We start from the raw sequence: 24,881 nt of genomic DNA, 5'->3' as shown, positions 1-24,881 counted from the left end.
TTGCTCCTAGCGTTTATAAACAGATTGCAACGTGACATTGGCATTAACAGTGCCGCCGGTACCACGACTGCTGATTCGGTAAAACTCCGGCTCCTCAAAGGTATCCAGGCTGGCAATATCAATTGCACTGCCATCTGCTGCGGCTGCCAGGGTTACCGGAACGACCAGTTTTTCCATGACGTAGCGAGGTTGTTCGCCACTTGCCAGCTCCAGACTCATCGCGGTCAAAACTGTACTGCCATTGGCTTTCCAGACATCATCACTCCATAACGACGGTGGCTCTCGATCACCACCTGTTTTATTCAAGTCATCAAAGTGTCCATTACCATCAAATGATGGTAATTCGGATAATGCGATATCGGAACGAATAGTATTTTCCGCACTGCGCAACCCGGCTTCTGCGGCCTGAAACGCCAGGTTGCGATCTCGCAAATTACCGGCCATCATCTCTTGCAAGCCACTGCCACGAATTGCAGCAAGGCCGACAACAGCAATAACCAGCACCATAATCATGGCGACAAGTAGAACCACACCACCCTGGGAATTTTTCAGAGCCCGGTGCATGGAAAAACGAAAATCATATACAGAGTTATTTCTCATTTAATTCACCCTTCCTCGCACAGCAATCAAACTGGAGAACACCTGCCGAAGACGACGATCCTCCGGGGCATCCTGCATCGCATCTCTGAAGTGGTAGGATTGGGCATCCTCCAATACATTGGCTTCGTTGCTTTGCACCAGCAGTTCGACGCGCACGCTACTGGCTTTCGGCCAATCCACCGCTGCCATGGAAGCGGTTGTTTTATAACTGTCTACAACATTATCACCCGTGGTATCCAGCCCAAATGTCAACGCCATACTCTCAACGCCCTCAATAATCTCAACAGCAGGAGACGTTCCAATTTTTTGATAGAGCGCAGGACGATTCGCAGGATTATTAGCGATGTAATAAATAGTGGTGCTAACCGGAATCATTTCAGCCCCGACATCAAAATTTTCTGAAGGTGAATTACCTTCGCCCCACCCGCCACCGTGGGTGATGGTCGATGCGCTGCCGGCACCACCGGCTGACACAGTAGCCGGTTTGAATATTCTTGCACTGACGCAATTGGATACCACTACCGGCTCCTCTGCTTTTATCGTTATTCCCTGATTGGTCCCCGGGAAAATTTTCAGAGAGTTGGTAATATTTTTTTCAGAAAGATAGTGCATTGCGCCTCGGGCACTGCGAATAACCAGAGTGTCACTACCATCTACAGGTGCAGGATTCAAATTGAGGCCAACGGGCAAATCGCCCGATGGATAACCCCGAACGGGTTCTTCAAAGTTCTCCCAAAATGCATCCGGTGTAGTGATAGCAATCTCAGGCTGGATCGTGCGATCAAGACACCCCATATAACCGGCCATGCGCGTGTCTTCAGCGATAAACTCCATCGCCAGCCGCCCACTCTCCTGAACCCGGGATATTGCTTGCTGGGTGCTGAATACCATACGGCTTGAGAGGAAGACGTGTATTACCCCCCCCATCAGTACCAGCCCTAACGCCATGGCAATGAGCAGTTCAACCAGTGATAAGCCCTGTTGATTCTTTTTCATAACCGCTCCATCAAATGCTGGTTGTATAAGTCAAAGTCGAGCGTGCTTCTGCATCAAGAGCATCTTCATCCTGCTCATCGAAAATATTATTTTCTGTCCAGCGAATGGAGACTTTACATTTATGGAGCTTGTCAGATTCAACGGGCGTACAAGCAAGCTCAGCTTCTGCCTCAGGCAATACCCGCTGCATGCTTTCCATCCAGGTTTTCATATCGGTATTGGCAATGCCACCACCGGATGGCGCTTCGTCACCAAACGAAAGGGCATAGCTGGCAATGTCGGGGCGATTGCTACGAATACGATCAAAGATATCGTAAGCAAGAATGTTGACCTGCGAGCGTACATAGGCGCTCTGGTTGTATTGCAGCGAGCGGGATTGCAGGCTGGCAATTGCCAGCAAAGACACCGAAAGAATGAGCACCGCAATCAGCACTTCGAGCAAACCGACACCCGCTTGCTTGTTATTAAAAACCATCATCCACTCCTATGAACAATCGGCCCTTGTGACCGAAGATGCACCGGCAAGGCCGACAGTCACCGTCCTGGCTCTGTCACTCCCCTGACATCCATCAATACGGGTTTGAAACGAAAAAGGAGGTGCGCCAACCTGGGCCAAACGCCCCCCGGGCATAAAACGTAAAAATGAAACATTCGCAGGAGGCGTAATGACGACATCGCTTCCGAGGTTCTGCCATACCCGCAGCACTTCGCCCACAGTGACCGAATTTTCAGTTTCATTGGCGGCGGTATCGGCAACCACAATGAACCCTTGCGACCAGTCATTACTGCAGCTGGAGCCATCGCTGCTGGCACAAACCGATACATAACGGGCACGCTTTACTGCTTCTGCCCGGGCATACTGTATGGCTCCGGATAGTTCTTCGCCCAGGGTAGCAGCGCGATTATTTTTCAGGAGAACAGAAAAAGAAGGTGCTGCTATAGCCAGCACAATCGCCAGTATTACCATGGTGATCAACAGTTCCATCAGGGTGAAACCAGCGGCTTGTTTTCTCCGTGTCATACATCGTTCATCCATCGATGGTTATTTCAGCTAATAGGGAGTGCCGAGCCTGACGTTATTTATACTTTTGCGAAAGAAAACTGGATTGAAAAGGCGGGCAAGGCTATATTTTCCGAAGCCTAGCATGGCTCGACGGCAGGGTTACCCCTGTTGCGATACGCGGTTTACATGGACGGATAAACGGCTCGCCATCAGGTGCCAACCTGTCAGTCATTACAGGGGCACCACTATCAAGGATGATATCAATGAAATCTCATGGATTTACCCTGCTCGAACTCTTAATCACCCTACTGATTTTTGCCATTCTGATTAACATCGCCATCCCCGGCTATAAAGACTTACGCCAACGGGATCAGGTCCGCACAACCACACTGGATTTCTATCAGGCAGTTCAACTGACCCGCAGCCATGCTGTGAGCAGAAACACCCGGGTGACAATTGCCAATATCGGAGGCTGGGAAAATGGCTGGGAGATATTTGCCGATACCAACAACAATGGCATACGCGATGAGGATGAAGAGGTTCTACTGACGGGCCAAGGCACCAATAAGGTACAAATTATCTCCAACAGATTTGTCAGCAGTTATATATCTTTTTTAGGATCAGGACGGAGCCACCAGCGTTCGCAAAGCAGCCAGGGCGCTGTCCAGGCAGGCACTTTTCATATTTGCCATCCGGAACAGCCTCAACCTGTTTTCGAGTTAAAGCTATCCAGGGGCGGACGGCTGAGTATGACAAGAGTTGATGAAAATCCTTGTATCAGCAATGAAGTTTAAAGACGCAACGCTTTGGGCAAGGAAAAGCTGATATTTTCAGGGCGGCCGTCCAACTCCACCGGCGCTTCAGCGCCGTGCTCACACAGCCGGTCAATAACCTGCCGCACCAGGACTTCGGGTGCGGAGGCACCAGCGGTAATGCCAACACTTTCCTTGCCACTTAGCCATTCGCAACGGATATCATCCGGGCCGTCGATAAGGTAGGCCGTCGTTCCGCAGCGCTCGGCCAATTCGCGCAAGCGGTTGGAATTTGAGCTGTTCACTGAACCGACCACTAACACCAGATCACACTCCAGCGCCAGCTGCCGCACTGCGTCCTGACGGTTGGTAGTGGCGTAACAGATATCATCTTTTCGCGGCCCCTGAATTGAAGGGAAATGCCTACGCAGGGCATCAATCACCACAGCCGTATCATCCATTGACAAGGTGGTCTGGGTTACATAGGCCAGTTTTTCAGGATTGCGCACCTTGAGATTGAGGACATCTTCTTCATCTTCCACCAGGTAAATATCACCGCCATTCTCGCGGTCATATTGCCCCATGGTACCTTCTACTTCCGGGTGACCTTCGTGGCCAATCAAAATACATTCACGGCCTTCACGACTGTATCGAAGCACTTCAATATGCACCTTGGTCACCAACGGACAGGTGGCATCAAAGACTTGCAAGCCGCGGTTTTTGGCGGTCATTTGCACTTCGCGGGAAACACCGTGGGCGCTGAAGATGACGATAACATCGTCAGGCACCTGATCCAGCTCATCAACAAATATAGCGCCGCGGTCGCGCAGTGAGTCCACCACAAATTTGTTGTGGACAACTTCGTGACGCACATAAATGGGAGCGCCGAATACATCCAGCGCCCGATTAACGATATCAATGGCCCGATCAACACCGGCGCAAAAACCGCGAGGATTGGCTAATTTAATATGCATGTACGTCTACCTGAAAATATCGGTTAATGAACCTGTGCCGGTTCAATGCGAAGAATGGCTACATCAAAAATAATTTCACGACCGGCCAGCGGGTGATTGAAATCGATAAACACCACGTCTTCGTTAAAGCCTTTCACCACACCGGCAAGCTCTGCTTTTTGGGCATCGGCAAATGACAGCATCAAACCTTCTGTCAATTCGATATCGGCACCAAATTGCGCGCGCGGAATTTCCTGAACATTGTTGGGGTTGGGCTGCCCGAAACCATCTTCCGGTTTAATGATAAAGGTTTGGCGAGCGCCCTCCTGCAAACCGAACAAGGCTTTTTCAAAACCGGCTAACAGGTTGCCATCACCCACCGTAAAGGTGGCCGGGTCTTTTTCAAAATTGGAATCAATTACGTCGCCATTTTCCAGTTTGAGGGAAAAATGGAGGGTGACCCTGGTGCCAGGCCCCAGCGTTAAATCACGCATTTCCGGTATTCTCCCGAGTCAGGAATAAATCAAGTAATAACATAATGGCGCCCAGCGTAATCGCAGAGTCGGCCAGATTGAAAGCAGGCCAGTAATAATCCTGATAGTGCACCACAATAAAATCGACCACGTAACCATGCTGCAAACGGTCATATAAATTGCCGATGGCACCGCCGAGAATCATGGAAAAACCAAAAGCTTCACGACGCTTGTCAGCGCAGCGCGTCAGCCAGAACACCAGAGTGATGCTCACCGCAACCGCAATGGCGGTGAAGAACCAGCGTTGCCAACCACCGGCATCACTTAAAAAGCTGAAGGCGGCGCCGTGATTATGCAACAAGGTAAAATTAAAGAAGGATGTAAACACCACCGGACGGCCATATTCCAATACCGAAGACGCCCAGTATTTGGTACCCAGATCCAGGGCAATGACCGCCAGCGCCAACAGATACCAACGCCATACTTTTACAGAAAAAACATTCGACATAAGCGATCCATTATCACAAAACAGAAAATTGCTGCAAAACAACAGGCTGGCAGCAGAAGAAAAGCCCCCCGAACACCATGAAAATGGCCGGGGGGCTAACTGTCAGGCAAACTGGCGGGATTCGCCCTGGCCGTTTACGTTGTCGACACAGCGCAAACAAATTTCCGGATGAGCGTGGTTGTGACCAACGTCAGCGCGGTGATGCCAACAACGGGCACATTTTGCTTCGGCAGATTTGCCAACCACAACTTTCAGGCCTTCAAGCTCAGTGCTTTCTGCATCGGCGGCTTCCGCAAGCGGGCGAACATGGGCAGTAGAGGTAATCAGTACAAAACGCAGCTCATCACCCAGCGCATTGAGTTTTTCCTGCAAGGCAGCATCGCAGTAAAGCGTCACTTCCGCACTCAGTGAGCCGCCCACTTCACCGTTGGCGCGCTTGGCTTCGAGCACTTTGTTTACCGCATCTTTTACATCAACCACTTGCTGCCACCAGGCATCGTCGAGTGTGTCAGTTGGCAATGCCGGTAATTGATACCACTCGGCAGCGAATACCGAACCTTCATGAACACCGGGGATAAACGGCCACATTTCGTCGGCAGTGAAACTCAAAATTGGCGCAATCCAGCGCACCAGCGCTTCGACAATATGATACAGCGCGGTTTGCGCAGAACGGCGGGCAACCGCATCGGCTTTGATGGTGTATTGGCGATCTTTAATGATGTCGAGATAGAAACCGCCCAACTCAACCACGCAGAAGTTGTGCAGCTTTTGATAAATCAGATGGAACTGATAATTATCGTAAGCTTTGATAATTTCCTGCTGCAATTGCGCGGTGCGCCCGATAATCCAGCGATCCAGCTGCACCAGCTGCTCAACCGGCAAGGCATGTTGCGCCGGATCAAAACCGTTCAGGTTGGAGAGGATAAACCGGGCGGTGTTACGAATACGACGGTAGGAATCCGAGGTGCGTTTGAGAATTTCATCAGACACACTCATTTCGGTACTGAAATCGGTAGAGGCTACCCACAAGCGTAATACGTCGGCGCCGAGATCTTTCATGACCACCTGCGGATCAATGGTGTTGCCCAACGACTTGGACATTTTCATGCCTTTGGCGTCGATGGTAAAACCGTGGGTCAGTACTTGTTTGTAAGGTGCTACACCATGAATGGCCATGGAGGTTTTCAGTGAAGACTGGAACCAGCCACGGTGCTGATCGGAGCCTTCAAGGTACAAATCAGCCGGGAAGCGCAAGTTGGGGCGCTGACTTAGTACGGCAAAATGGGAAACGCCCGAGTCAAACCACACATCCAGGGTATCGGTCACTTTATCGTAGTTGGCAGCGTCATCGCCCAACAGCGTTGCCGCGTCAAGATCAAACCAGGCATCCATCCCCTGTTTTTCAACCAATTGCGCAACCGATTCGATTAACGCCGGTGTATCCGGGTGCAGCTGCTGGGTTTCTTTATGCACAAACAAGGCAATCGGTACGCCCCATGTGCGCTGACGGGAGATACACCAATCCGGTGAAGTGGCCAGCATCGCATCAATACGCGCTTTGCCCCAATCCGGAATCCAGCGAACCCCTTCAACCGCACTGGCCACCTGATCGCGCAGGTTGTTTTTGCTCATGCTGACAAACCACTGCGGCGTGGCACGGAAGATCAGCGGCGTTTTGGTACGCCAGCAGTGCGGGAAACTGTGAGTAATTTTACCTTGCGCCAACAAGGCATTTTTTTCGCTCAGCAAGGCGACAACTTTTTCGTCCACTTTGTAGACGTGATCGCCAGCGAAAATTTCTACATTCGGGCGGTAATAGCCGTTGTCGTCGATGTAATTCAGCGTCTCGATACCGTACTGATTGCTCACTACGAAGTCGTCTGCGCCGTGATCCGGTGCGGTGTGTACAAAACCGGTACCGGCATCGGTCGTCACGTGGCTACCGAGAATGACCGGCACCTGGCGATTATAGAAAGGATGCTGCAATTTCAGCCCTTCCAGCGCTGCGCCGCCAATATGCCCGACCACGCTGAAATCAGCCTGGTTAGCCCGCGCCATGACACTGGCCAGCAAGTCTTCAGCCACCAGCAAACGCTCTTCGCCAACCTGCACAACCACGTAAGCAATATCGGCGTGCGCACTGACTGCCTGGTTCGCCGGCAGCGTCCAGGGCGTAGTGGTCCAGATAACCAGTGACACGGGGCCGCGACCGCTTAATTCACCAATACGGCTGACCACTTCGTTTTGATCAACGAAGGCAAATTTCACATCAATGGAGAAAGAGGTTTTATCCTGGTATTCCACTTCAGCTTCCGCCAATGCAGAACCACCGACCACGCTCCAGTAAACCGGCTTGAAGCCTTTGTGCAGGTGACCGTTTTCAGTGATTTTGCCAAGCGCGCGAATAATGTCGGCTTCAAATTTGAAGTCCATGGTGAGGTAAGGATTGTCCCAATCACCCTGAACACCGAGACGAATAAAGTCGCGCTTCTGACCGGCAACCTGTTTCGCAGCATATTCGCGGCACTTTTGGCGGAAGGTTTTAAAATCCACTTTGGTACCGGCTTTGCCGATATCTTTTTCTACCTTGTGCTCAATAGGCAGACCGTGACAGTCCCAGCCAGGAACATAAGGCGCATCAAAACCGCTCAGGGTTTTGCTTTTGACAATGATGTCTTTAAGAATTTTGTTGAGCGCATGGCCGATGTGAATATCGCCGTTGGCGTAGGGTGGGCCATCGTGAAGAATAAACTGCTCGCGCCCCTGACGTGCGTCACGGATACGTTGGTACAAGCCATCAGCCTGCCAGCGTTTCAGGGTTTCCGGCTCGCGTTGCGCCAGATTGGCCTTCATGGCGAAGGCGGTGTTGGGCAAATTCAGGGTCGCTTTGTAATCAGTCATGATCCACGGTCAACTTGTTGATGATTCAATGTAAAGAAGGATGGTTAACAAACCACTGCCGGGCGTCGAGAATGTCCTGCTGCAGCTGCGCGCGCAATGCATCCAGCGATTCAAACTTTTTCTCGCTACGCAAACGGGTACAAAATTCCACATCAATAGCCGCGCCATATACCGAGCGCGAGAAATCAAATAAATGCACTTCGAGCAGCGGCTTTTTATCGCCACTGACAGTCGGGCGAACACCCACGTTGGCAACACCGGTGTATTGGCTTCCATCCTGAAAGCGGGCTACCACCGCAAACACACCTTGCAGCGGTGAGCGGTAGCGGCGCAGATGAATATTGGCGGTGGGCACGCCCAGTTGACGCCCCAGCTGTTGGCCATAAGCGATGCGGCCACCCAGCGAATAAGGACGCCCCAACAGCTCGGCTGCTGCGGCAAAATCACCCGCTTCAAGCAAGCTGCGAATGCGCGTACTGCTGACACGTTCGCCATGCAATAACAGCGTACAGGTGTCACTAACGGTAAAGTCGAGCTGCTCGCCCGCCTGCTGCAACAGGGTAAAATCACCGCGACGATCACAGCCAAAGCGGAAATCATCACCCACAACCAGGTGCCGGATACCCAGCCGCTCGACCAGTACTTCTTCAATAAACTGTTGTGCCGATAAGCTGCGCAAACGCTCGTTGAACTGTACGCACAGCACCCGCTCAATGCCCTGCTCACGCAGCGCCATAACTTTTTCGCGCAAGCGCATCAGCCTGGCCGGTGCTTTTTCGCCAGAAAAAAATTCGTGCGGTTGAGGTTCAAACAGAATAACCAGTGCCGGCAACTCATAATGGTCTGCCGCTTGCCGCAATTGACGCAGAATCGCCTGATGCCCGAGATGAACGCCATCAAACGAGCCGATGGTTGCTACACAACCACGGTGCCGAGGGCGTAAATTATGCAGGCCGCGAATAAACTCTGTGGATTCCGGATTCACGTTACAGCAAACCGCCTCGATAGAACAAAAGAACGCAGGAGTATACAGCAGCCTCCACTGACAGCCTACCCCGCCGCTTACACCGGGCTGCGGAACTCCCGCGGGCGCACGCCCACCAGCCACAGACCTGCCAGGTAAACCGCTCCGCCAGCAGCGCAGGTCATCGCCAGATAGCCAATCCGCTGCCACCATAACCAGATTTGCCAGTCGCTCCAGAGCACCAGCAAGCCAATCAGCGTCAGCGCCATCGCCAGGTTCACCATGCCGTAGCGGAACCACAATGTGGGCCAGCCGGCGGCTGGCAAGTACACCGAGGAACGGCGCAAGCCGCGATACAGCAAACCGGCGTTAACGTAGGCGGCCATCGCCGTTGCCAGCGCCAACCCTACGTGCCCCAGGCCAAACCAGATCAGCAAGGGCGCCACCAGAATGATCTTGAAGCCGATATTGGCAAGAATCGAAATGATGCCGATACGCACCGGGGTTTTCATATCCTGCCGGGCAAAGTAGCCGGGCGCCAGGACTTTGATCAACATAAAGCCCAGCAAACCGAGCGCGTAAGCTTGCAGACTGCGCGCCGACATAATCGCGTCATGCACCGTCAAGGCACCGTGTTGAAACAAGGTCAAAATAATCGGCTCGGCGAGGATGACCAATGCTACCGTTGAGGGCAGCGCGATTAACAGAATCAGGCGAATGGCCCAGTCGAGAATTTTGCTGAAGTGCTCCGGCGAGCTGGCGGCGTGGTGCCGCGACAGGCTTGGCATAATCACCGTAGCAATTGCCACCGCAAAAACCCCCAGCGGCAACTCCACCAGACGGTCCGAGTAGAACAGCCAGCCGACGCTGCCGTCCGGCAACCAGGAGGCGATGACCGAGTCCAGCATCAGGTTGATCTGGCTGATGGAAACCCCGAACAGCGCTGGCACCATCAGGGTCAAAATGCGCTTCACGCCCGGGTCCTGCCAGGTCAATTGCGGCCGGGGCAGTAAATGAATGCGGGCAAGGAATGGCAACTGGAACATAAAAGACAGCACGCCGGCGGTCAAAACACCCCATGCCAGCGCATAAGCCGGATGGGAAAACCAGGGCGCGGCGAACACCGCCGCGAGGATCATGCAGATATTCAGCAGCACCGGCGTAAAGGCCGGTATGGCGAAGCGGTCATAGCTGTTAAGCACCGCCCCGGCAAAGCCGGTTAGCGAAATCAGTAATAAATAAGGAAAGGTAATTCGAATCAGATCGACCAGCAGGGAAAACTTTTCAGCATCCTGCATAAAACCTGAAGCAAACAAAGTCGCCACCACCGGCGCACCCACCACCCCCAAGGTAACCACCAACAACAGCACCGTGCCCAGACAAGCAGCAACACGGTTAACCAGGGTTTGTACCGCGGCGTGAGTGCCCTTTTCACGATACTCGGACAATACCGGCACAAACGCCTGGGAAAATGCTCCCTCGGAAAACAGCCGACGGAAAAAATTGGGGATTTTGAAGGCCAGAAAAAAGGCATCTGCCGCACCGCCGGCGCCCAGCACGTGCGCCAGCACCTGATCCCGCGCCAGCCCGAGCACCCGCGACAACATGGTCATCGAGCCGGTTATCAGGCTTGAGCGCATCAGCCCTTTGCGGGGCGGCGGATTAACAGGAGCATTGGCGGTAGAAGACACTATAGAGTTCCATGAGTAAGCTGGCGTGGCGCATTATCTGTGCGAGCCTCCCCAGGTTTCAAGCGGGAGCACCCCAAGGCGCAAACCTCCTCACCTATTAAAGGTAGTAACCAACCCCTTGATATGCCCGATCAACACCCCTGACACAGAAAACTGCACAATCCGATTGACATTCCCCTGCCAGGCCAATACTGTATATAAAAACAGTAACGCACTTTAACGAGGATTGGACCATGGCAGTCATCGCCATTTGGCAATGTGATCGGGACGGAAGTATGTTTGAAGACAAGAAACAGGCTGAAGAACATGATCGGTATCTTGAACTGGCGGCTACTATTACCAGCCTGATCGAATCTGAAATTCCCGATATTAACGAACAGCATAGCGAAGCGATTGGCCTGCTGCTGGCGCGCCGCCGCGAACAACTGGCCAAAGCCTGCAAAGGCAAGCCCGAAGAATTACTGCAGAGCATTAGTGAACCGGACACCGGCGCTGCCGCTATCGGTCATTTGGCACCCCGCCCTGCAAAAGCCGACCTACAAGACTGATCGGCGCACCGGAACAGTCATCCATGCAGCCATATGGAACTGCTTGCCGCCCCTGAAAACGGGGCGGACTTTTATGAAATTATTTTATGTTCAATCTGCAGGGCATTGCCGGTGCTAGTATCGCCTTCTTTGCGCTACGGAAACCCGGGTTATGTCACTGGTTCGCAACAAACTGACACTGCCAGACGGCCACAATAAATTACTGCTCCATTCCTGCTGTGCACCCTGCTCCGGCGAGGTGATGGAAGCCATTCACGCCTCCGGTATTGAATACAGCATCTTCTTTTATAACCCCAATATCCACCCCATTCGCGAATACGAGCTGCGCAAGGAAGAGAACATTCGCTTCGCGCAACAGCACAATGTTCCTTTTATCGATGCCGACTACGATACCGACAACTGGTTTGAGCGCGCCAAAGGCATGGAACAGGAACCCGAACGGGGTGTGCGCTGCACCATGTGTTTTGATATGCGCTTTGAACGCACGGCACTCTACGCCCACGAAAATGGCTTTCATGTAATTAGCAGTTCACTGGGCATTTCCCGTTGGAAAAACATGCAGCAAATTAATGACTGCGGGCAACGGGCTGCGGCACATTATCCGAATATAAGCTACTGGGATTACAACTGGCGCAAACAGGGCGGCGCCGTGCGGATGGTGGAAATCAGCAAACGCGAAAACTTTTATCAGCAGGAATATTGCGGCTGTGTGTATTCGTTGCGAGACACCAACAAACACCGTATAGCCCAGGGCCGCAAACGCATCAAAATCGGCGTGCTTTACTACGGCGACGAACAACCCGACGCAGACGAAAACCGGATTCCCCTACAAAATCTGCCGGTTCCTCAATAAGCTGCTCGCCCTGACGAGATCGACGGCGCGCGGTCTATTTGCGCCCCGCCGCTGCCGGTTGATTCCGGCAACCGATCCATCACTTAAGGTTTTTGCTCAAATTGACTGAGAATCCGCTCCCGGCAAACCTCCAGAATCTCATCCGCTAGCGGTGAGTCATCCGGGCAGGCGCGGGACAATATGATCGCGCCTACGGCATGGGCAATAGTGTCAATCGTTATGGCGCGCGCTTCACGTTTTGCATCTTCTCCCACAGCAGCATCGTCACTCTCCAGAGTGGCGAGTTGGCGCTGGATTCCCGCGGCAAATACCGCCTTGATGGACTCCGGCTGGCGCGCTGCATCGCCACACAGGGCGGCCATGGTGCAGCCAGCGCCCGGTGCATCGCGGTGCTGGCGCGATACATATTGATTCACAAACGCGGCGACATTGAGTTCTGCGGTATTGGCGGCGGATTGCGAGAAACCTTCAGCCGCGGCCTCTGCCATCAGGTCGGCCTTGGATTTGAAATGCTTGTAAAACCCGCCGTGGGTCAAACCGGCCGCCGCCATTAACTCCGCTACGCCCACACCGTCGTACCCGCGCTCACGAAACAGAACCGAGGCCATCTCGACGATGCGCGCCCGATTTTCCTGTACTTGTGCCTTGGTAACTTTCATCGCTCTACACCCCCAACCCTGAAAATCATGGCCTTCATAATACATTGATGATGATCATAATCAAACCACTTGACAGTTTTGATTATGATCATCATCATTAAAAACAACAAGTATCCATCAACCCACGCGGAAGCAGATATGACAGACACGACTTTGTTCCAACCCTTCACCCTTGGCGGCCTGACGCTCGCTAACCGAATCGTGATGGCGCCGTTAACCCGCAGCCGCGCCACAGCGGGCCTGGTGCCCAGCGAGTTGGCAGCAACCTACTACGCCCAGCGCGCGTCAGCCGGTTTGATCATTGCAGAAGCGACCCAAGTGTCAGCGCAAGCACAGGGTTTTCAGGACACACCCGGTTTATACACACCTGAGCAAATTGCGGGCTGGCGTAAGGTTACCGATGCCGTGCATGCCAAAGGTGGGCGGATCTTCATTCAGTTGTGGCATGTGGGTCGCGTGTCTCATGTGGATCTGCAACCCGATGGCGCTGCACCGGTAGCGCCTTCTGCTATTCGTGCTGAGACGAAGATTTTTATCAACAACGGTTTTGCCGATGCATCTGAACCACGCGCCCTGAACCTTGGCGAGCTGCCAGCGATCGTGAATGACTTCCGTCAGGCAGCCGCTAACGCGATTACCGCTGGTTTCGACGGTGTGGAAATTCATGGTGCCAATGGTTATTTGCTGGAGCAGTTCATCAAGGACGGCGCCAACCAGCGTACCGATGCCTATGGCGGCTCTATCGAAAATCGCGCGCGACTGCTGCTGGAAGTGACCGCCGCGATAGTGGGTGAGATTGGCGCCGAGCGTACCGGTGTGCGTATTTCACCCGTGTCTCCCGCCTCTGGAATATCCTCTACCAATCCGCAACCGCAGTACAACTACATTACCGAACAGCTCAGCACACTCGGCATCGCCTACTTGCATGTGGTGGAGGGCGCCACCGGTGGGCCGCGTGATGTGGCGCCGTTTGACTATGACGCATTGCGCCAGCGCTTCAAGCAAACCTACCTCGCCAACAACGGTTACGACCAAACACTGGCCGCTACCCGGCTTGCCGAAGGTAAGGCAGATCTATTCGCTTTCGGCCGCCTGTACATCGCCAACCCGGATCTGGTGGAGCGGCTCAAAGCGGATGCGCCTTTGGCGAGCCCCAACCCGGCAACGCTTTTTGGCGGTGGCGCGGAAGGCTATATCGACTACCCGACTCTTGCAGACGCCAGCGCCTGACAAGGTCAGTAGGGTCGCACCTGATGTGACCTCACACTAAATATCAAACCGATAGGGCTGTGCCCTTCTTCATTCAGAGAGCAAATACATGACTACTTCAACTTCTGTTCTTATTACCGGCGCTTCCACCGGCATTGGTGCCATCTACGCCGAGCGCTTCGCTCGCCGCGGCCATGACCTGGTGCTGGTAGCGCGCGACAAAGTGCGGCTGGATGCGCTCGCGACCCGCCTGCATCAGGAATACGGCGTTAACGTCGATGTCTTGCCAGCCGACCTCACCAAATCCGATGATCTGGCCACTGTCGAAGCACGTTTGCGTGATGACGAGCGCATCGGAACCCTGATCAATAATGCCGGGATCGCGCAGTCGGGCAGCTTTATCGAGCAATCCTCCGCTCAGGTAGCTCAGCTTATCGCGTTAAATGTCACCGCTTTGGCACGACTCGCACATGCAGTTGCCCCACGCTTTGTGCAAGCAGGCAAAGGCGCAATCATCAACCTTGGTTCAGTGGTTGGCCTGGCACCGGAATACCAAATGTCGGTCTACGGCGCAACCAAAGCCTTCGTGCTGTTCCTGTCACAGGGGCTGCATCAGGAGCTATCGCCCAAAGGTATTTATGTCCAGGCCGTGCTTCCTGCTGGCACCTACACCGAACTGTGGGATCGCGCGGGCATCGACATCAGCGCCTATCCCGAACTGATGAAAGTGGACGCCTTGGTTGATGCAGCGCTGGTTGGCTTTGATCGCCGTGAATTAGTGACTATTCCGCCACTGCAAGACGCCAAACATTGGGATGCGCTTGATGCCGCACGACAAACGCTGCTTGCCGACCTTAATCAAGCGCAGGTTGCTGAACGCTATCAAGCAACCGTTTGATCACGCATTTAGCGAATACAGCAGCAGCGTTTGATGTTATCCGCTGCCGGAACCAGGCGCTGCTGATCCACAATGACAATGACCGGAATGCCTCAAATGACAACACAACAGTCTGTAGTTCTCGTAACCGGCGCTTCATCGGGTATCGGTGAAGCCACGGCCCTTACACTGTTAGCTGCGGGCTACAAGGTCTACGGCACCAGCAGGCGCGGCGCCACAGCAGGCCAATATCCCTTCCCGATGTTGGCGCTCGATGTCACCGACGACCTTTCCGTCAAAGCGGCTATCAAGCAACTGCTGGAACTGGAGGGTCGTATCGATGTGTTAGTCAACAACGCCGGTTTCGGCGTTGCACCCGCCGCGGCCGAGGAAAGTTCAATCGCGCAGGCCAAAGCCATCCTCGATACCAACTTTCTCGGCCTTGTGCGGATGACCCAGGCAGTCGCCCCTCAGATGCGCCGGCAGCACAGCGGCAGAATCATCAACATTGGCTCCATTCTCGGCCTGGTTCCGGTGCCTTATGCCGCGCTTTACAGTGCCAGCAAGCATGCCGTTGAAGGTTATTCCGAGGCGCTGGATCACGAACTGCGCGGCTACGGAATCAGAGTGTCCGTCATCGAACCGGCCTATACCAAAACGCAGTTCGAGGCGAACAATATCCAGCCCGATACAACGCTCGACGAGTACCAGCAGATTCGGACGAAGGTTACCAAATTCGTTAATCAGGCCATGGCGAATGCGGACGAACCGGACGTGGTAGCCGACGTGGTGTTGCAAGCCATTCGCGCCGAGCGGCCGAAGCGCCGTTACACCGCCGGTAAAGCGGCCGCTCAGTTACAGTTTTTGCGGCGATTCGCACCTGCGGGGGTTTTTGATAAAGTCATTCGCAAGAACTTTCAGCTCGATAGCTGAACCCGGTACCAAGGAGATTCTTATGGATAGGTCGTTAACAATGAAAGCACTGACCTTCAAACGTTATGGCAAAGCACCGGAAATCGGGTTAACCGATATTCCTCGCCCAGCGCTAAAACCTGATGAACTTATGGTTCAGGTTTATGCCGCAGCGGTAAACCCCATCGACAATATGATTCCCACCGGGGCGTTTAAACCGGTTTTGCATTTCAAACTTCCCGCAACCCTGGGCAGCGATTTGGCTGGCGTGGTTACAGCGGTTGGTGACCGTGTCACGCGCTTCAAGCCGGGCGATGCTGTATTCGCCAGTATTTTCGACCTGGGCACCGGCTCAATCGCCGAATTTGCGGTGGTGCCCGAGAGCGCTGCTGCGCTGAAACCCGCCAATCTGGATTTTGTGCAGGCAGCTTCGATTCCTATGGTCGGGCTCACCGCCTGGCAGGCATTGAAGGAGCGGCTGAATCTTCGCCCCGGACAAAAAGTGTTTATCCCGGCGGGATCGGGAGGGATTGGTTCATTTGCCATCCAGCTGGCAAAACACTTGGGCGCCAGGGTGGGAACTACCACCAGCACCGGCAATATTCCTTTAGTGAGCAGCCTGGGTGCCGATGAGGTGATCGATTACAAGCAACAAGAATTTGAGAAAGTGTTGCGCGATTACGATGCCGTACTGGGTACCGTCAGAGGCGATGCGATAGAAAAATCGATTGGCATCCTTAAACCGGGCAGCAAGATAATTTCTATTGTGGGGCCGTTGGATGTCGCTTTTGCGCGCACCAAGCGATTGAACTTCGTGCTGCGATTTGTGTTCGGGCTGATGAGTCGCAAAATTATGCGTCTCGCGAAAAAGCGGGATGTCTCTTACTCATTTCTTTTTGTTCGTCCTGATGGTGCCCAACTTGCCGAAATCAGTAAGCTCATTGAGGCCGAGCGCATCAAACCGGTGATCGACAAAGTATTTCCCTTTGATAAAGCAAAAGATGCGCTTGAATACCTGGCCAAAGGGCGTGCAAAAGGAAAGGTGGTTATCACCATGAAGCCATAGGCAGTTTGATCGCTACGCGCGCCATTAACACGCGCCCCATTAAATAGGGATCTCCAATAGCGATTGCCCAATAGTAATATCAGGCAAGTTATAGCAATAGAGAATCCCCCCCCTACTTGGCATTGACCCGGCCTATTCAATTCTTTCAACCAACATGCTATTCGCGCTATTTTTAACCGAACAGGCTGTTTGTTGACTTTTCCGCTTGACGAAATGTCACAGATTCCTGTAATTTCAGTAATTACTGAAATTACAGGAATCTGTGACAATGACACCCATGATGCAAGCCTGCATTCTTCATTTTGGTGAGATGGGCAGTCGCTGGGGAATTAACCGCACCGTTGGCCAGATGTATGCGCTGCTGGTGCTCTCTTCCTCTCCGCTTACCGCTGAAGACATCACCGAAACCCTCGGCTTTTCCCGCTCCAACGTCAGTATGGGATTGAAAGAATTGCAATCCTGGGAGTTGGTGCGACTGCAACATATCCCCGGAGATCGCAAAGAGTATTACTCGGCGCCAGCCGACGTATGGGAGATCGCCAAAACCCTCATAGAACAACGTCGCAAACGGGAAATTGACCCTACCCTCTCTACACTTCGTGGCCTACTCTTGAATAAACCGGTGAGTGAGGAAGAGGAATACGCGCAAAAACGCATGCAGGAAATGCACGATCTGATCGAGATGATCACCTTGTGGACGACTGAAATACAACGGCTCGATACCGGCAGTTTGCACAAGCTCCTCAAGCTGGGCAGCAGCCTCGGCAAGGTGCTGGATCTGAAGGAAAAATGGCTGCCCGGCTCAGCCAAGCATTAAGCGCAAAACGCCACCCGTAATGAGTGATGATTAAACAAGGCAGATCCAATAACTGCCTCTTATACGGCATCCGAGGTAAGCACTATGCTGTTTGAATCACTGGACACCTTGATGTTGTCGCGCATCCAATTTGCCGCCAACATCTCGTTTCATATTCTGTTCCCCGCGATCAATATCGCCCTCTGCTGGTTCCTCTTTTTCTTCCGCATTCAATACAACCGCACCCAGGACGAAATCTGGATGCGCTGTTACCGTTTCTGGATCAAAATTTTTGCCTTGTCATTTGCGCTGGGCGTGGTGGGCGGTATCACCATGTCGTTTCAGTTTGGCACCAACTGGCCAGGCTACATGGAAACGGTGGGCACCATTGCCGGCCCGCTACTCGGCTACGAAATTCTTACCGCGTTTTTTCTTGAAGCCACCTTTCTGGGCGTGATGCTGTTTGGGGTCAACCGGGTTTCTGCGCGGGTGCATACCTTTGCCACTGGTCTGGTTACCGTGGGTACCAGCTTGTCAGCTTTCTGGATTCTGGCACTGAACTCATGGATGCAAACGCCAGCCGGCTTTGAAATGCGCGATGGCGTTGCCATTCCCACCAGCTGGGTAGAAGTGATCTTTAATCCGTCATTCCCCTACCGCCTTGCCCATATGCTGGCGGCCTCCGGACTGACCGTTGCCTTTTTGATCGCCGGCATCTCCGCTTACCGCTTGTTAAAAGGTGACCACAAACCGGCACCGCGTTTAGCACTGAAAGTGGGTATTACTGCGGCGGCGCTGTTCATTCCGATCCAGTTTGTATTGGGCGACTTGCACGGCCTCAACACCCTGAAACACCAACCGGCCAAAGTGGCCGCCATGGAAGCCGTGTGGCATACCGAAAAAGGCGCGCCGCTGGTGCTGTTTGCCATTCCGGATGAAAAAACCCAAACCAACCATTTCGCTATCGAAATTCCCAAACTGGCGAGCCTGATTTTGACCCACGATATGGACGGTGAAATTCGTGGCCTGAATGAGTTTGAAGGTTTACATCCGCCCGTTAAACCGGTGTTTTACGGCTTCCGCATCATGGTCGGCATTGGTGCCTTGATGCTGCTGGTGTCGTGGGTTGCCTGCTGGCAACTTTACCGCAACAAGGAACTGCCGCGCTGGATGCTGAAAGTGCTGCTCGGTATGACTTTTTCCGGCTGGGCCGCCAGTATTGCCGGTTGGTACGTTACCGAAATTGGCCGTCAGCCGTGGCTGGTGTCCGGCGTTCTTAAAACCGCCGATGCAGTCACCAGTATTGGTGCGCCTTACGTTGCCATGTCGCTGACTTTCTACATTGTTCTGTATGTCGTATTGATGTTTGCCTACATGCGCACCCTGTTCCTGATGGCGAGAAAATCGGTACTGGTTGATCGTCCGGAAGAAGTGGAAACCTTGCAGGATAAATTAAACCCATTGACGCAACACTAACGCGGCCAATTATCGATTTCTTTTTGTCACCGAGGTTGTTATGGAACTTACCGGCGAAGCCTATTGGTTACCGATTATATTTATCAGCTTGATGGGGTTATCGTTTCTGATTTACGCCGTTCTCGACGGCTATGATCTGGGCGTTGGCATTTTGCTACCGGCCGATGCTGAAAAAGAACGGGATATTATGATTGCCTCCATTGGCCCCTTTTGGGACGCCAATGAAACCTGGCTGGTGCTCGGGGTCGGCTTGTTATTGATTGCCTTTCCGTCTGCACATAGCCTGATTTTGTATCACCTGTATGTGCCGGTTACCGTGATGATTATCGGCCTGATCCTGCGCGGCGTTGCCTTTGACTTCCGCGCCAAGGCACCGGCTGATCACAAAGACCTGTGGGACAAATGCTTCAAGGCCGGCTCGCTGATGGCCGCTTCATCCCAGGGGTTTATGCTCGGCATGTACGTGATGGGTTTTGATAATAGCTGGCAAGCCTGGTTATTCTCCGGCCTCAGTGCGGTGTGTGTTACTGCCGGGTTCTCCTTTATTGGTGGCGCCTGGCTGGTGCTGAAAACCGAAGGCGAATTGCAGCTTAAAGCGGCGCGCTGGACTCGCCGTTGCGGCATTCTGACAGCGGTGGGTATTGTCGCGGTGTCTATTGTTAACCCCTTGATCAGCCCCGGCATCTTTGAAAAATGGTTTGGCTCACCGGTAGCCCTGTTGCTGATGGTGATTCCGGTGGTGTGCTTGCTGGCCTTCGTACTGGTAGATCGCTACCTGGCCAAGTTCCCCTATCAACATGACTTTGGCAGCTGGATTCCGCTGGCGTCGGTGGCGCTGATTTTTCTGCTGTGTTTTATCGGTTTGGGTTACAGCTTCTTCCCCGATGTGGTGCCAGGTCAAATTGATATCTGGCAAGCAGCCAGCGCCCCCGAAGCCTTGTGGTTCATTCTGTATGGCACCGTGATCGTACTGCCCACGATTCTGTTTTACACCGTGTTTGCTTACCGGGTTTTCTGGGGCAAGGCCACTCACCTGAATTATTATTGAGTCAAACCGGTGGCTTTATCCTGAAGCAGACGGATAAAGCCACCCGCGTAATTCCCTGTAAAACCGGCTAGCAAAAAGATATTGCAAAAGCACACAATATTAAGAATTGTTATCATTTACTCCCATTTCCGGGAGTGCTAAACTCTCGCCACTTTTCGTTCCATTACCCGTGGAATCGTTAAACATCCATCAATACCTCTTCCCCACGCATGCGAGAAAAAACCATGACATTAACTTCCTGGATTCGTCGTATTACTCTGGTCGCGGCCAGCATGGCACCTTTTGCCGTGTCTGCAGCACCGACTGAGGTTAACCTTTACACCACCCGCGAACCGGCGCTGGTACAACCGCTGCTGGATGCCTACACCGCCAATACCGGTATCAAGGTAAACACCGTGTTTTTGAAAGATGGTCTGGCCGAACGTGTGGCCAGCGAAGGTGCTCGCTCACCGGCTGATGTGTTGATGGCGGTAGACTTCGGCAATCTGACGGATCTGGTCGATAAAGGCGTTACCCAGTCGGTAAAATCCAAGGTGCTGGAAGCCGCTGTACCGGCGCAATTGCGCGATAGCGACGGCAACTGGTTTGCCCTGTCCATGCGCGCTCGCACCCTGTACGCCGCCAAGGATTTGAAAGACCTGAAGAACTTCACCTACGAAGAACTGGCTGACGCAAAATGGAAAGGTAAAGTGTGTGTTCGCTCCGGCCAGCACCCTTACAATACCGCGCTGATTGCGCACATGATTGCCAAACACGGCGAAGCCTATACCGAAACCTGGTTGCGCGGCGTTAAAGCCAACCTGGCCCGTAAAGCCGGTGGCGGTGACCGCGAAGTCGCACGCGATATTCTCGGTGGCCTGTGTGATGTCGGCATCGCCAACTCTTACTACGTGGGTCTGATGCGTAGCGGTGCTGGCGGCGCTGACCAAAAACAATGGGGCGACGGCATTCAGGTATTGCTGCCAACCTTTAAAGATGGCGGTACTCACGTCAACGTTTCCGGCGCAGCCATCGCCAAACACGCGCCAAACCGCGATAATGCCGTTAAATTACTGGAGTTCCTGGTATCCGACGAAGCCCAGGGCATTTACGCCAAAGCCAACTTCGAATACCCGGTTAAAGCCGGTGCCACTGTTGACCCGATTATTGCTGCACTGGGCACGCTGACAGTTGATAGCGTATCGGTCAGCGAAATCTCCAAACATCGTAAGGCCGCCAGCTTGCTGGTTGATAAGGTTGGTTTTGACAACTGATAGTGTAAACCCCTCCAACGTTGCCACAGCATCATCGCTTTCGCTGTGGCAGCGCGTCTCCTCCGGAATCGGCGCTGGCTGGTTCCTGGTTTCACTGGTAGTAGCGCTTCTGGTACTGCTGCCAGTACTCTCGCTGGCTGGTCATGCGGCCGAAGGCTCCGGCGAGCTCTGGCAGCATCTGCGCACCTATGTTTTACCTCAAGCCCTCAGAGACACGGTTCTGCTGCTAAGCGGCGTTGGCGTGCTGGTCATTACCATCGGCACCGGCTGCGCGTGGCTGGTTACAGCCTATAATTTTCCCGGCCGCCGCATCCTGGCCTGGGCGCTGCTGTTACCACTGGCGGTACCCACCTACATTGTCGCTTTTGCCTATCTGGATTTATTGCATCCGGTTGGCCCTATTCAAACCTTACTGCGGGACTTGCTCGGCTACAGCAGCCCGCGGGATTTCCGCCTGCCGGATATCCGCTCTATGGGCGGCTGCATTTTATTGCTGAGTCTGGTGCTTTACCCCTACGTGTATTTGCCGGTACGGGCCATGTTTATGATGCAGGCCGCCGGTCTGCTGGATGCCTCTCGCACCCTGGGCGCCTCCTCGCGCCGTACCTTTTTCCGTATTGCCCTGCCGCTGGCCCGGCCCGCCATTGCGGTAGGTGCCAGCCTCGCCTTGATGGAGGCCTTGAATGATATTGGCGCCTCGGAATTTCTCGGTGTGCGCACCATGACGGTATCTATTTATTCCACCTGGGTTAACCGCTCCAGCCTGCCTGGTGCCGCGCAAATCGCCCTGTTTATGCTGGTTATCGTGGTATCGCTGATTCTGCTTGAACGCTGGGCGCGCCGTCGGCAGCGCTATCACGCCGGTGCCCGCCAATCGCGCCCGATGACTACCCGCTCGTTGCACGGCTGGCGCGGTGTATTAATGGTCAGCCTCGCCTGCTTGCCGGTTATCTTCGGTTTTATTCTTCCTACCGGTTATCTGGTGGTAGAGGCCGCCAAACGTATCGCTTTTGCCGGTATCGACCCGGCGATTATTGTTGAGGCGCGCAATACGCTGCTGATTTCTGCGGTAGCCACGCTGGTAGCCACCGGCCTGGCGTTTATTCTGATTTACAGCCTGCGGCTGGCCCGCGAAAGTGCTTTGCTGCGCACCCTGGTTCGCGTTGCCAGCCTGGGCTACGCCATTCCAGGTACGGTACTGGCCATCGGCTTATTGGGGCCGTTGGCGTGGATGGACGCGGCTATTGATAACAGCAGCAGCTGGTTGTTCGGCGTATCTACCGGCCTGTTGATTTCCGGCTCGGGCGCGGCGCTGGTTTACGCCTACGCCGCCCGCTTTCTGGCGATTGGCAACGGCAGCATTGAAGCCGGTTTTAACAAGATTCCGCTATCGCTGGATGACGCCGCACGCTCATTGAACGTACCCGCCGGCAAACGTGCCTGGCGTATTCACTTGCCGCTATCACGCCCGGCGATGGCGGCGGCGATGCTGCTGATTTTTGTAGACTGCATGAAAGAGCTGCCAGCCACGCTGTTGTTGCGGCCGCTCAATTTTGAAACACTCGCCACCCACCTTTACGGTGAGGCGGCGCGCGGCAGCTACGAAAGCGGTGCTGTTGCCGCACTGCTGATTGTCTTGTCAGGCCTGATACCTATTGTGCTGTTATCGCGTTACGGCACGCCTAAAAACTCGCACTGACGTTATTGATTGCGCTTCGGAAAAACCTGCATGAACCAGACAGCATCACGCTCGCAAAACCTCAGCATTCGCGGTATTCGTCATCAGTTTGGCGATCACCTGGTGCTGAAAAATATCGACCTGGACATTCAGGCCGGCGAAGTGATTTGCCTGGCAGGGCCATCAGGTTGCGGCAAGAGCACCCTGCTGCGTTTGATTGCCGGACTGGAGCGGGTACAGGCAGGCGAGCTGCAAATTCAGCAGCAGCTCATCGCTACCGGCCAAACCCACCTGCCACCAGAGGCACGCGGTATCGGCATGGTGTTTCAGGATTTTGCGCTCTTTCCTCATATCAGTATTCTTGAAAACGTCGCCTTCGGGCTGGGTCACTTACCTCGTGCCGATCGTCAGCAGCGCGCTATGGCCATGCTGGAACGGGTACACCTCGCCAACCGGGCGAAGGATTACCCCCACGTATTGTCCGGCGGCCAACAGCAACGCATTGCGCTGGCACGGGCACTGGCACCGGAACCCGGCATTTTGTTGCTGGATGAACCCTTCTCCAACCTTGATGTACGGCTGCGCCACCGCATTCGCCAGGAAACCCTCGGCTTGCTGAAAGCCACCGGCACCACCAGTATTCTGGTAACCCACGACCCCGATGAAGCCATGTTTATGGCGGATCGTATTGCGCTGATGTCTGACGGCCATATTCTGCAAACCGGCACGCCGGAAACCCTCTATCGCCGGCCGGCCAACGCCTTTGCTGCCGAATTTTTTGGTGATATCAACGCGCTTCAAAGCCAGGTGGTAAACCGTCAGGTGCAAACCCCCTTCGGCCCGCTGGATGCAAAACATCTAAAAGAAGGCGGTTATGCCGATATTCTGATTCGCCCCGAGGCGATCAAACCGGCAGAAGTTGCCGAGCAGTCGCCATTGACCTGCCAGGCCAAAGTCATCGACACCCATATGCTGGGCGCCACAACCAGCGTTAGCGTACAACCGGATAACGTCCCCTCGCCCTTGCAAATGCAAGTTGCCAATACCGTGCATTTACAAGCCGGTGAAAGCATCGCCCTTGTGCTGGATGCCAGTGGCGCCTTTGTATTTGATCGCCCCACCAACCTCGCCGGATGATGTATATCAAAGACGCGGTTGCATTTATTTTTCACAATTACTGCGCCTTTGCTAACTTCTGTTAAGAATTTGCCGAAAAAAGCTTCACCTGCAGGACGTATTTTGTTAAAGTGCGCGCCTTCAATGCAAATACGAATATTTATCATTTGTAATATTCTTATAGCCATTTCGTCATATTACGCAGCACTATCATTACGCCTCGCTTTAATCGCGTCTGATTTTTTCAGCCGCCGCGCTGGATAACGGCTGCTCGACAATGGCCTCTACGGTGGATATCGGGCAGCGATGTGTCCGATGGGCAACCCCGTAAGTAAGCGAAGCAAGCCCCGCGTCGATCGTCGTGTCGCAACGATCAGCTAAACACATTGGCCGCTGTGTCCAGTCCGGTTACAGCCAACTCAACAGGAATCGACGCATGATGTTACTGGCATTTGCACTGGGGTACACCGGTTGTACAGCGCGCTGCCTTACTATGGATGGTGGTAACACCGATACCGCTGTGACGCCTTTAGCATCGACCGGGGCAAT

General features: G+C 53.7%; 24 protein-coding genes. 13 read left to right on the top strand and 11 right to left on the bottom strand.

Annotated features, from left to right (window positions below; all coding sequences use genetic code 11):
- Positions 1 to 6 precede the first annotated feature (6 nt).
- Genes C4F51_RS04615 through C4F51_RS04600 form a run of 4 tightly spaced genes read right to left on the bottom strand, consistent with a single transcriptional unit; the run spans position 7 to position 2,617 of the window.
- Positions 7 to 600 (bottom strand): pilus assembly PilX family protein, encoded by a 594-nt coding sequence (locus tag C4F51_RS04615; RefSeq protein ID WP_193907597.1) that lies wholly within the window; start codon positions 598 to 600, stop codon positions 7 to 9.
- Entirely contained in the window at positions 601 to 1,596 is a 996-nt protein-coding gene (locus tag C4F51_RS04610) for a PilW family protein (protein ID WP_193907595.1), read from the bottom strand. It abuts the gene before it with no gap.
- 10 nt (positions 1,597 to 1,606) lie between these two features.
- Positions 1,607 to 2,071, bottom strand: a complete 465-nt coding sequence (pilV, locus tag C4F51_RS04605; RefSeq protein WP_193907593.1) for a type IV pilus modification protein PilV — start codon at positions 2,069 to 2,071, stop codon at positions 1,607 to 1,609.
- Between the two features lie 9 nt (positions 2,072 to 2,080).
- The gene (locus tag C4F51_RS04600) at positions 2,081 to 2,617 is read right to left on the bottom strand and encodes a GspH/FimT family pseudopilin (protein ID WP_193907591.1); all 537 of its coding nucleotides are present in this window, start codon (positions 2,615 to 2,617) and stop codon (positions 2,081 to 2,083) included.
- A 245-nt stretch (positions 2,618 to 2,862) separates the two neighbouring features.
- Between C4F51_RS04600 and C4F51_RS04595 the strand changes: the two genes are divergently transcribed.
- Positions 2,863 to 3,393 carry a GspH/FimT family pseudopilin gene (locus C4F51_RS04595; protein WP_193907588.1) on the top strand — a complete coding sequence of 177 codons (531 nt, stop codon included), beginning with the start codon at positions 2,863 to 2,865 and terminating at the stop codon, positions 3,391 to 3,393.
- Here C4F51_RS04595 and ispH read toward each other — a convergent pair.
- From ispH to murJ, 6 genes are all read right to left on the bottom strand, one after another.
- Complete coding sequence (gene ispH / locus C4F51_RS04590) at positions 3,390 to 4,325, bottom strand: 4-hydroxy-3-methylbut-2-enyl diphosphate reductase (RefSeq protein ID WP_193907586.1); 936 nt, start codon at positions 4,323 to 4,325, stop codon at positions 3,390 to 3,392. The genes C4F51_RS04595 and ispH overlap by 4 nt on opposite strands.
- Before the next feature lie 23 nt (positions 4,326 to 4,348).
- A complete protein-coding gene (locus tag C4F51_RS04585; protein WP_193907584.1) occupies positions 4,349 to 4,798 on the bottom strand; it encodes an FKBP-type peptidyl-prolyl cis-trans isomerase in 450 nt (149 codons plus the stop codon).
- Entirely contained in the window at positions 4,791 to 5,285 is a 495-nt protein-coding gene (lspA, locus tag C4F51_RS04580) for a signal peptidase II (protein WP_193907582.1), read from the bottom strand. Before lspA ends, C4F51_RS04585 begins: the two co-directional genes overlap by 8 nt.
- Positions 5,286 to 5,387: 102 nt before the next feature.
- Positions 5,388 to 8,186 (bottom strand): isoleucine--tRNA ligase, encoded by a 2,799-nt coding sequence (gene ileS, locus C4F51_RS04575; protein ID WP_193907580.1) that lies wholly within the window; start codon positions 8,184 to 8,186, stop codon positions 5,388 to 5,390.
- A 25-nt stretch (positions 8,187 to 8,211) separates the two neighbouring features.
- The gene (gene ribF / locus C4F51_RS04570; protein ID WP_193907579.1) at positions 8,212 to 9,171 is read right to left on the bottom strand and encodes a bifunctional riboflavin kinase/FAD synthetase; all 960 of its coding nucleotides are present in this window, start codon (positions 9,169 to 9,171) and stop codon (positions 8,212 to 8,214) included.
- 77 nt (positions 9,172 to 9,248) lie between these two features.
- Positions 9,249 to 10,790, bottom strand: coding sequence for a murein biosynthesis integral membrane protein MurJ (gene murJ, locus C4F51_RS04565; protein WP_193912355.1), 1,542 nt, complete (start codon positions 10,788 to 10,790; stop codon positions 9,249 to 9,251).
- A 284-nt stretch (positions 10,791 to 11,074) separates the two neighbouring features.
- Here murJ and C4F51_RS04560 point away from each other — a divergent pair, with 284 nt between their 5' ends.
- Together C4F51_RS04560 and C4F51_RS04555 are read left to right on the top strand one after the other, a co-directional pair.
- Positions 11,075 to 11,389 (top strand): YebG family protein, encoded by a 315-nt coding sequence (locus tag C4F51_RS04560; RefSeq protein ID WP_193907577.1) that lies wholly within the window; start codon positions 11,075 to 11,077, stop codon positions 11,387 to 11,389.
- A gap of 151 nt (positions 11,390 to 11,540) precedes the next feature.
- Positions 11,541 to 12,242: an epoxyqueuosine reductase QueH gene (locus C4F51_RS04555; protein WP_193907575.1), complete on the top strand. Its 702-nt coding sequence runs from the start codon at positions 11,541 to 11,543 to the stop codon at positions 12,240 to 12,242.
- An 83-nt stretch (positions 12,243 to 12,325) separates the two neighbouring features.
- Here the strand turns inward: C4F51_RS04555 and C4F51_RS04550 are convergent, their stop codons facing one another.
- Positions 12,326 to 12,901 (bottom strand): TetR/AcrR family transcriptional regulator, encoded by a 576-nt coding sequence (locus C4F51_RS04550; protein WP_193907572.1) that lies wholly within the window; start codon positions 12,899 to 12,901, stop codon positions 12,326 to 12,328.
- Positions 12,902 to 13,039: 138 nt separating this feature from the next.
- On the opposite strand from C4F51_RS04550, the gene C4F51_RS04545 reads away from it, so the two are divergent.
- The 10 genes from C4F51_RS04545 (at position 13,040) to C4F51_RS04500 (ending at position 24,353) form a co-directional block, all read left to right on the top strand.
- Positions 13,040 to 14,131 carry an alkene reductase gene (locus C4F51_RS04545; protein ID WP_193907570.1) on the top strand — a complete coding sequence of 364 codons (1,092 nt, stop codon included), beginning with the start codon at positions 13,040 to 13,042 and terminating at the stop codon, positions 14,129 to 14,131.
- Positions 14,132 to 14,219: 88 nt separating this feature from the next.
- Positions 14,220 to 15,008: an SDR family NAD(P)-dependent oxidoreductase gene (locus C4F51_RS04540; RefSeq protein ID WP_193907568.1), complete on the top strand. Its 789-nt coding sequence runs from the start codon at positions 14,220 to 14,222 to the stop codon at positions 15,006 to 15,008.
- A 96-nt stretch (positions 15,009 to 15,104) separates the two neighbouring features.
- The gene (locus tag C4F51_RS04535; RefSeq protein WP_193907566.1) at positions 15,105 to 15,920 is read left to right on the top strand and encodes an oxidoreductase; all 816 of its coding nucleotides are present in this window, start codon (positions 15,105 to 15,107) and stop codon (positions 15,918 to 15,920) included.
- A 22-nt stretch (positions 15,921 to 15,942) separates the two neighbouring features.
- Positions 15,943 to 16,965 carry an NADP-dependent oxidoreductase gene (locus C4F51_RS04530; protein ID WP_202987613.1) on the top strand — a complete coding sequence of 341 codons (1,023 nt, stop codon included), beginning with the start codon at positions 15,943 to 15,945 and terminating at the stop codon, positions 16,963 to 16,965.
- Between the two features lie 268 nt (positions 16,966 to 17,233).
- Positions 17,234 to 17,782, top strand: coding sequence for a GbsR/MarR family transcriptional regulator (locus C4F51_RS04525; protein WP_202987612.1), 549 nt, complete (start codon positions 17,234 to 17,236; stop codon positions 17,780 to 17,782).
- A gap of 84 nt (positions 17,783 to 17,866) precedes the next feature.
- The gene (locus tag C4F51_RS04520) at positions 17,867 to 19,237 is read left to right on the top strand and encodes a cytochrome ubiquinol oxidase subunit I (RefSeq protein ID WP_235992279.1); all 1,371 of its coding nucleotides are present in this window, start codon (positions 17,867 to 17,869) and stop codon (positions 19,235 to 19,237) included.
- A 40-nt stretch (positions 19,238 to 19,277) separates the two neighbouring features.
- Entirely contained in the window at positions 19,278 to 20,285 is a 1,008-nt protein-coding gene (locus C4F51_RS04515) for a cytochrome d ubiquinol oxidase subunit II (RefSeq protein WP_193907562.1), read from the top strand.
- 224 nt (positions 20,286 to 20,509) lie between these two features.
- On the top strand, positions 20,510 to 21,538 hold the full coding sequence (locus C4F51_RS04510) for a Fe(3+) ABC transporter substrate-binding protein (RefSeq protein WP_193907560.1): 1,029 nt from the start codon (positions 20,510 to 20,512) through the stop codon (positions 21,536 to 21,538).
- Entirely contained in the window at positions 21,528 to 23,237 is a 1,710-nt protein-coding gene (locus tag C4F51_RS04505) for an ABC transporter permease (RefSeq protein WP_235992278.1), read from the top strand. Before C4F51_RS04510 ends, C4F51_RS04505 begins: the two co-directional genes overlap by 11 nt.
- Before the next feature lie 30 nt (positions 23,238 to 23,267).
- Complete coding sequence (locus tag C4F51_RS04500; RefSeq protein WP_193907558.1) at positions 23,268 to 24,353, top strand: ABC transporter ATP-binding protein; 1,086 nt, start codon at positions 23,268 to 23,270, stop codon at positions 24,351 to 24,353.
- Positions 24,354 to 24,881 lie beyond the last annotated feature (528 nt).

Origin of the sequence: Cellvibrio polysaccharolyticus (genome assembly GCF_015182315.1) — a bacterium.
Taxonomy (GTDB): domain Bacteria; phylum Pseudomonadota; class Gammaproteobacteria; order Pseudomonadales; family Cellvibrionaceae; genus Cellvibrio; species Cellvibrio polysaccharolyticus.
This window is presented reverse-complemented; position numbering and strand designations above follow the sequence as displayed.

Excerpts from the sequence above, each read along its gene's own strand:
- C4F51_RS04615 (WP_193907597.1), bottom strand. The coding sequence starts at position 600 with ATGAGAAATAACTCTGTATATGATTTTCGTTTTTCCATGCACCGGGCT.
- C4F51_RS04610 (WP_193907595.1), bottom strand. The coding sequence starts at position 1,596 with ATGAAAAAGAATCAACAGGGCTTATCACTGGTTGAACTGCTCATTGCC.
- pilV (WP_193907593.1), bottom strand. The coding sequence starts at position 2,071 with ATGGTTTTTAATAACAAGCAAGCGGGTGTCGGTTTGCTCGAAGTGCTG.
- C4F51_RS04600 (WP_193907591.1), bottom strand. The coding sequence starts at position 2,617 with ATGACACGGAGAAAACAAGCCGCTGGTTTCACCCTGATGGAACTGTTG.
- C4F51_RS04595 (WP_193907588.1), top strand. The coding sequence starts at position 2,863 with ATGAAATCTCATGGATTTACCCTGCTCGAACTCTTAATCACCCTACTG.
- ispH (WP_193907586.1), bottom strand. The coding sequence starts at position 4,325 with ATGCATATTAAATTAGCCAATCCTCGCGGTTTTTGCGCCGGTGTTGAT.
- C4F51_RS04585 (WP_193907584.1), bottom strand. The coding sequence starts at position 4,798 with ATGCGTGATTTAACGCTGGGGCCTGGCACCAGGGTCACCCTCCATTTT.
- lspA (WP_193907582.1), bottom strand. The coding sequence starts at position 5,285 with ATGTCGAATGTTTTTTCTGTAAAAGTATGGCGTTGGTATCTGTTGGCG.
- ileS (WP_193907580.1), bottom strand. The coding sequence starts at position 8,186 with ATGACTGATTACAAAGCGACCCTGAATTTGCCCAACACCGCCTTCGCC.
- murJ (WP_193912355.1), bottom strand. The coding sequence starts at position 10,790 with ATGCGCTCAAGCCTGATAACCGGCTCGATGACCATGTTGTCGCGGGTG.
- C4F51_RS04560 (WP_193907577.1), top strand. The coding sequence starts at position 11,075 with ATGGCAGTCATCGCCATTTGGCAATGTGATCGGGACGGAAGTATGTTT.
- C4F51_RS04555 (WP_193907575.1), top strand. The coding sequence starts at position 11,541 with ATGTCACTGGTTCGCAACAAACTGACACTGCCAGACGGCCACAATAAA.
- C4F51_RS04550 (WP_193907572.1), bottom strand. The coding sequence starts at position 12,901 with ATGAAAGTTACCAAGGCACAAGTACAGGAAAATCGGGCGCGCATCGTC.
- C4F51_RS04545 (WP_193907570.1), top strand. The coding sequence starts at position 13,040 with ATGACAGACACGACTTTGTTCCAACCCTTCACCCTTGGCGGCCTGACG.
- C4F51_RS04540 (WP_193907568.1), top strand. The coding sequence starts at position 14,220 with ATGACTACTTCAACTTCTGTTCTTATTACCGGCGCTTCCACCGGCATT.
- C4F51_RS04535 (WP_193907566.1), top strand. The coding sequence starts at position 15,105 with ATGACAACACAACAGTCTGTAGTTCTCGTAACCGGCGCTTCATCGGGT.
- C4F51_RS04530 (WP_202987613.1), top strand. The coding sequence starts at position 15,943 with ATGGATAGGTCGTTAACAATGAAAGCACTGACCTTCAAACGTTATGGC.
- C4F51_RS04525 (WP_202987612.1), top strand. The coding sequence starts at position 17,234 with ATGACACCCATGATGCAAGCCTGCATTCTTCATTTTGGTGAGATGGGC.
- C4F51_RS04520 (WP_235992279.1), top strand. The coding sequence starts at position 17,867 with ATGCTGTTTGAATCACTGGACACCTTGATGTTGTCGCGCATCCAATTT.
- C4F51_RS04515 (WP_193907562.1), top strand. The coding sequence starts at position 19,278 with ATGGAACTTACCGGCGAAGCCTATTGGTTACCGATTATATTTATCAGC.
- C4F51_RS04510 (WP_193907560.1), top strand. The coding sequence starts at position 20,510 with ATGACATTAACTTCCTGGATTCGTCGTATTACTCTGGTCGCGGCCAGC.
- C4F51_RS04500 (WP_193907558.1), top strand. The coding sequence starts at position 23,268 with ATGAACCAGACAGCATCACGCTCGCAAAACCTCAGCATTCGCGGTATT.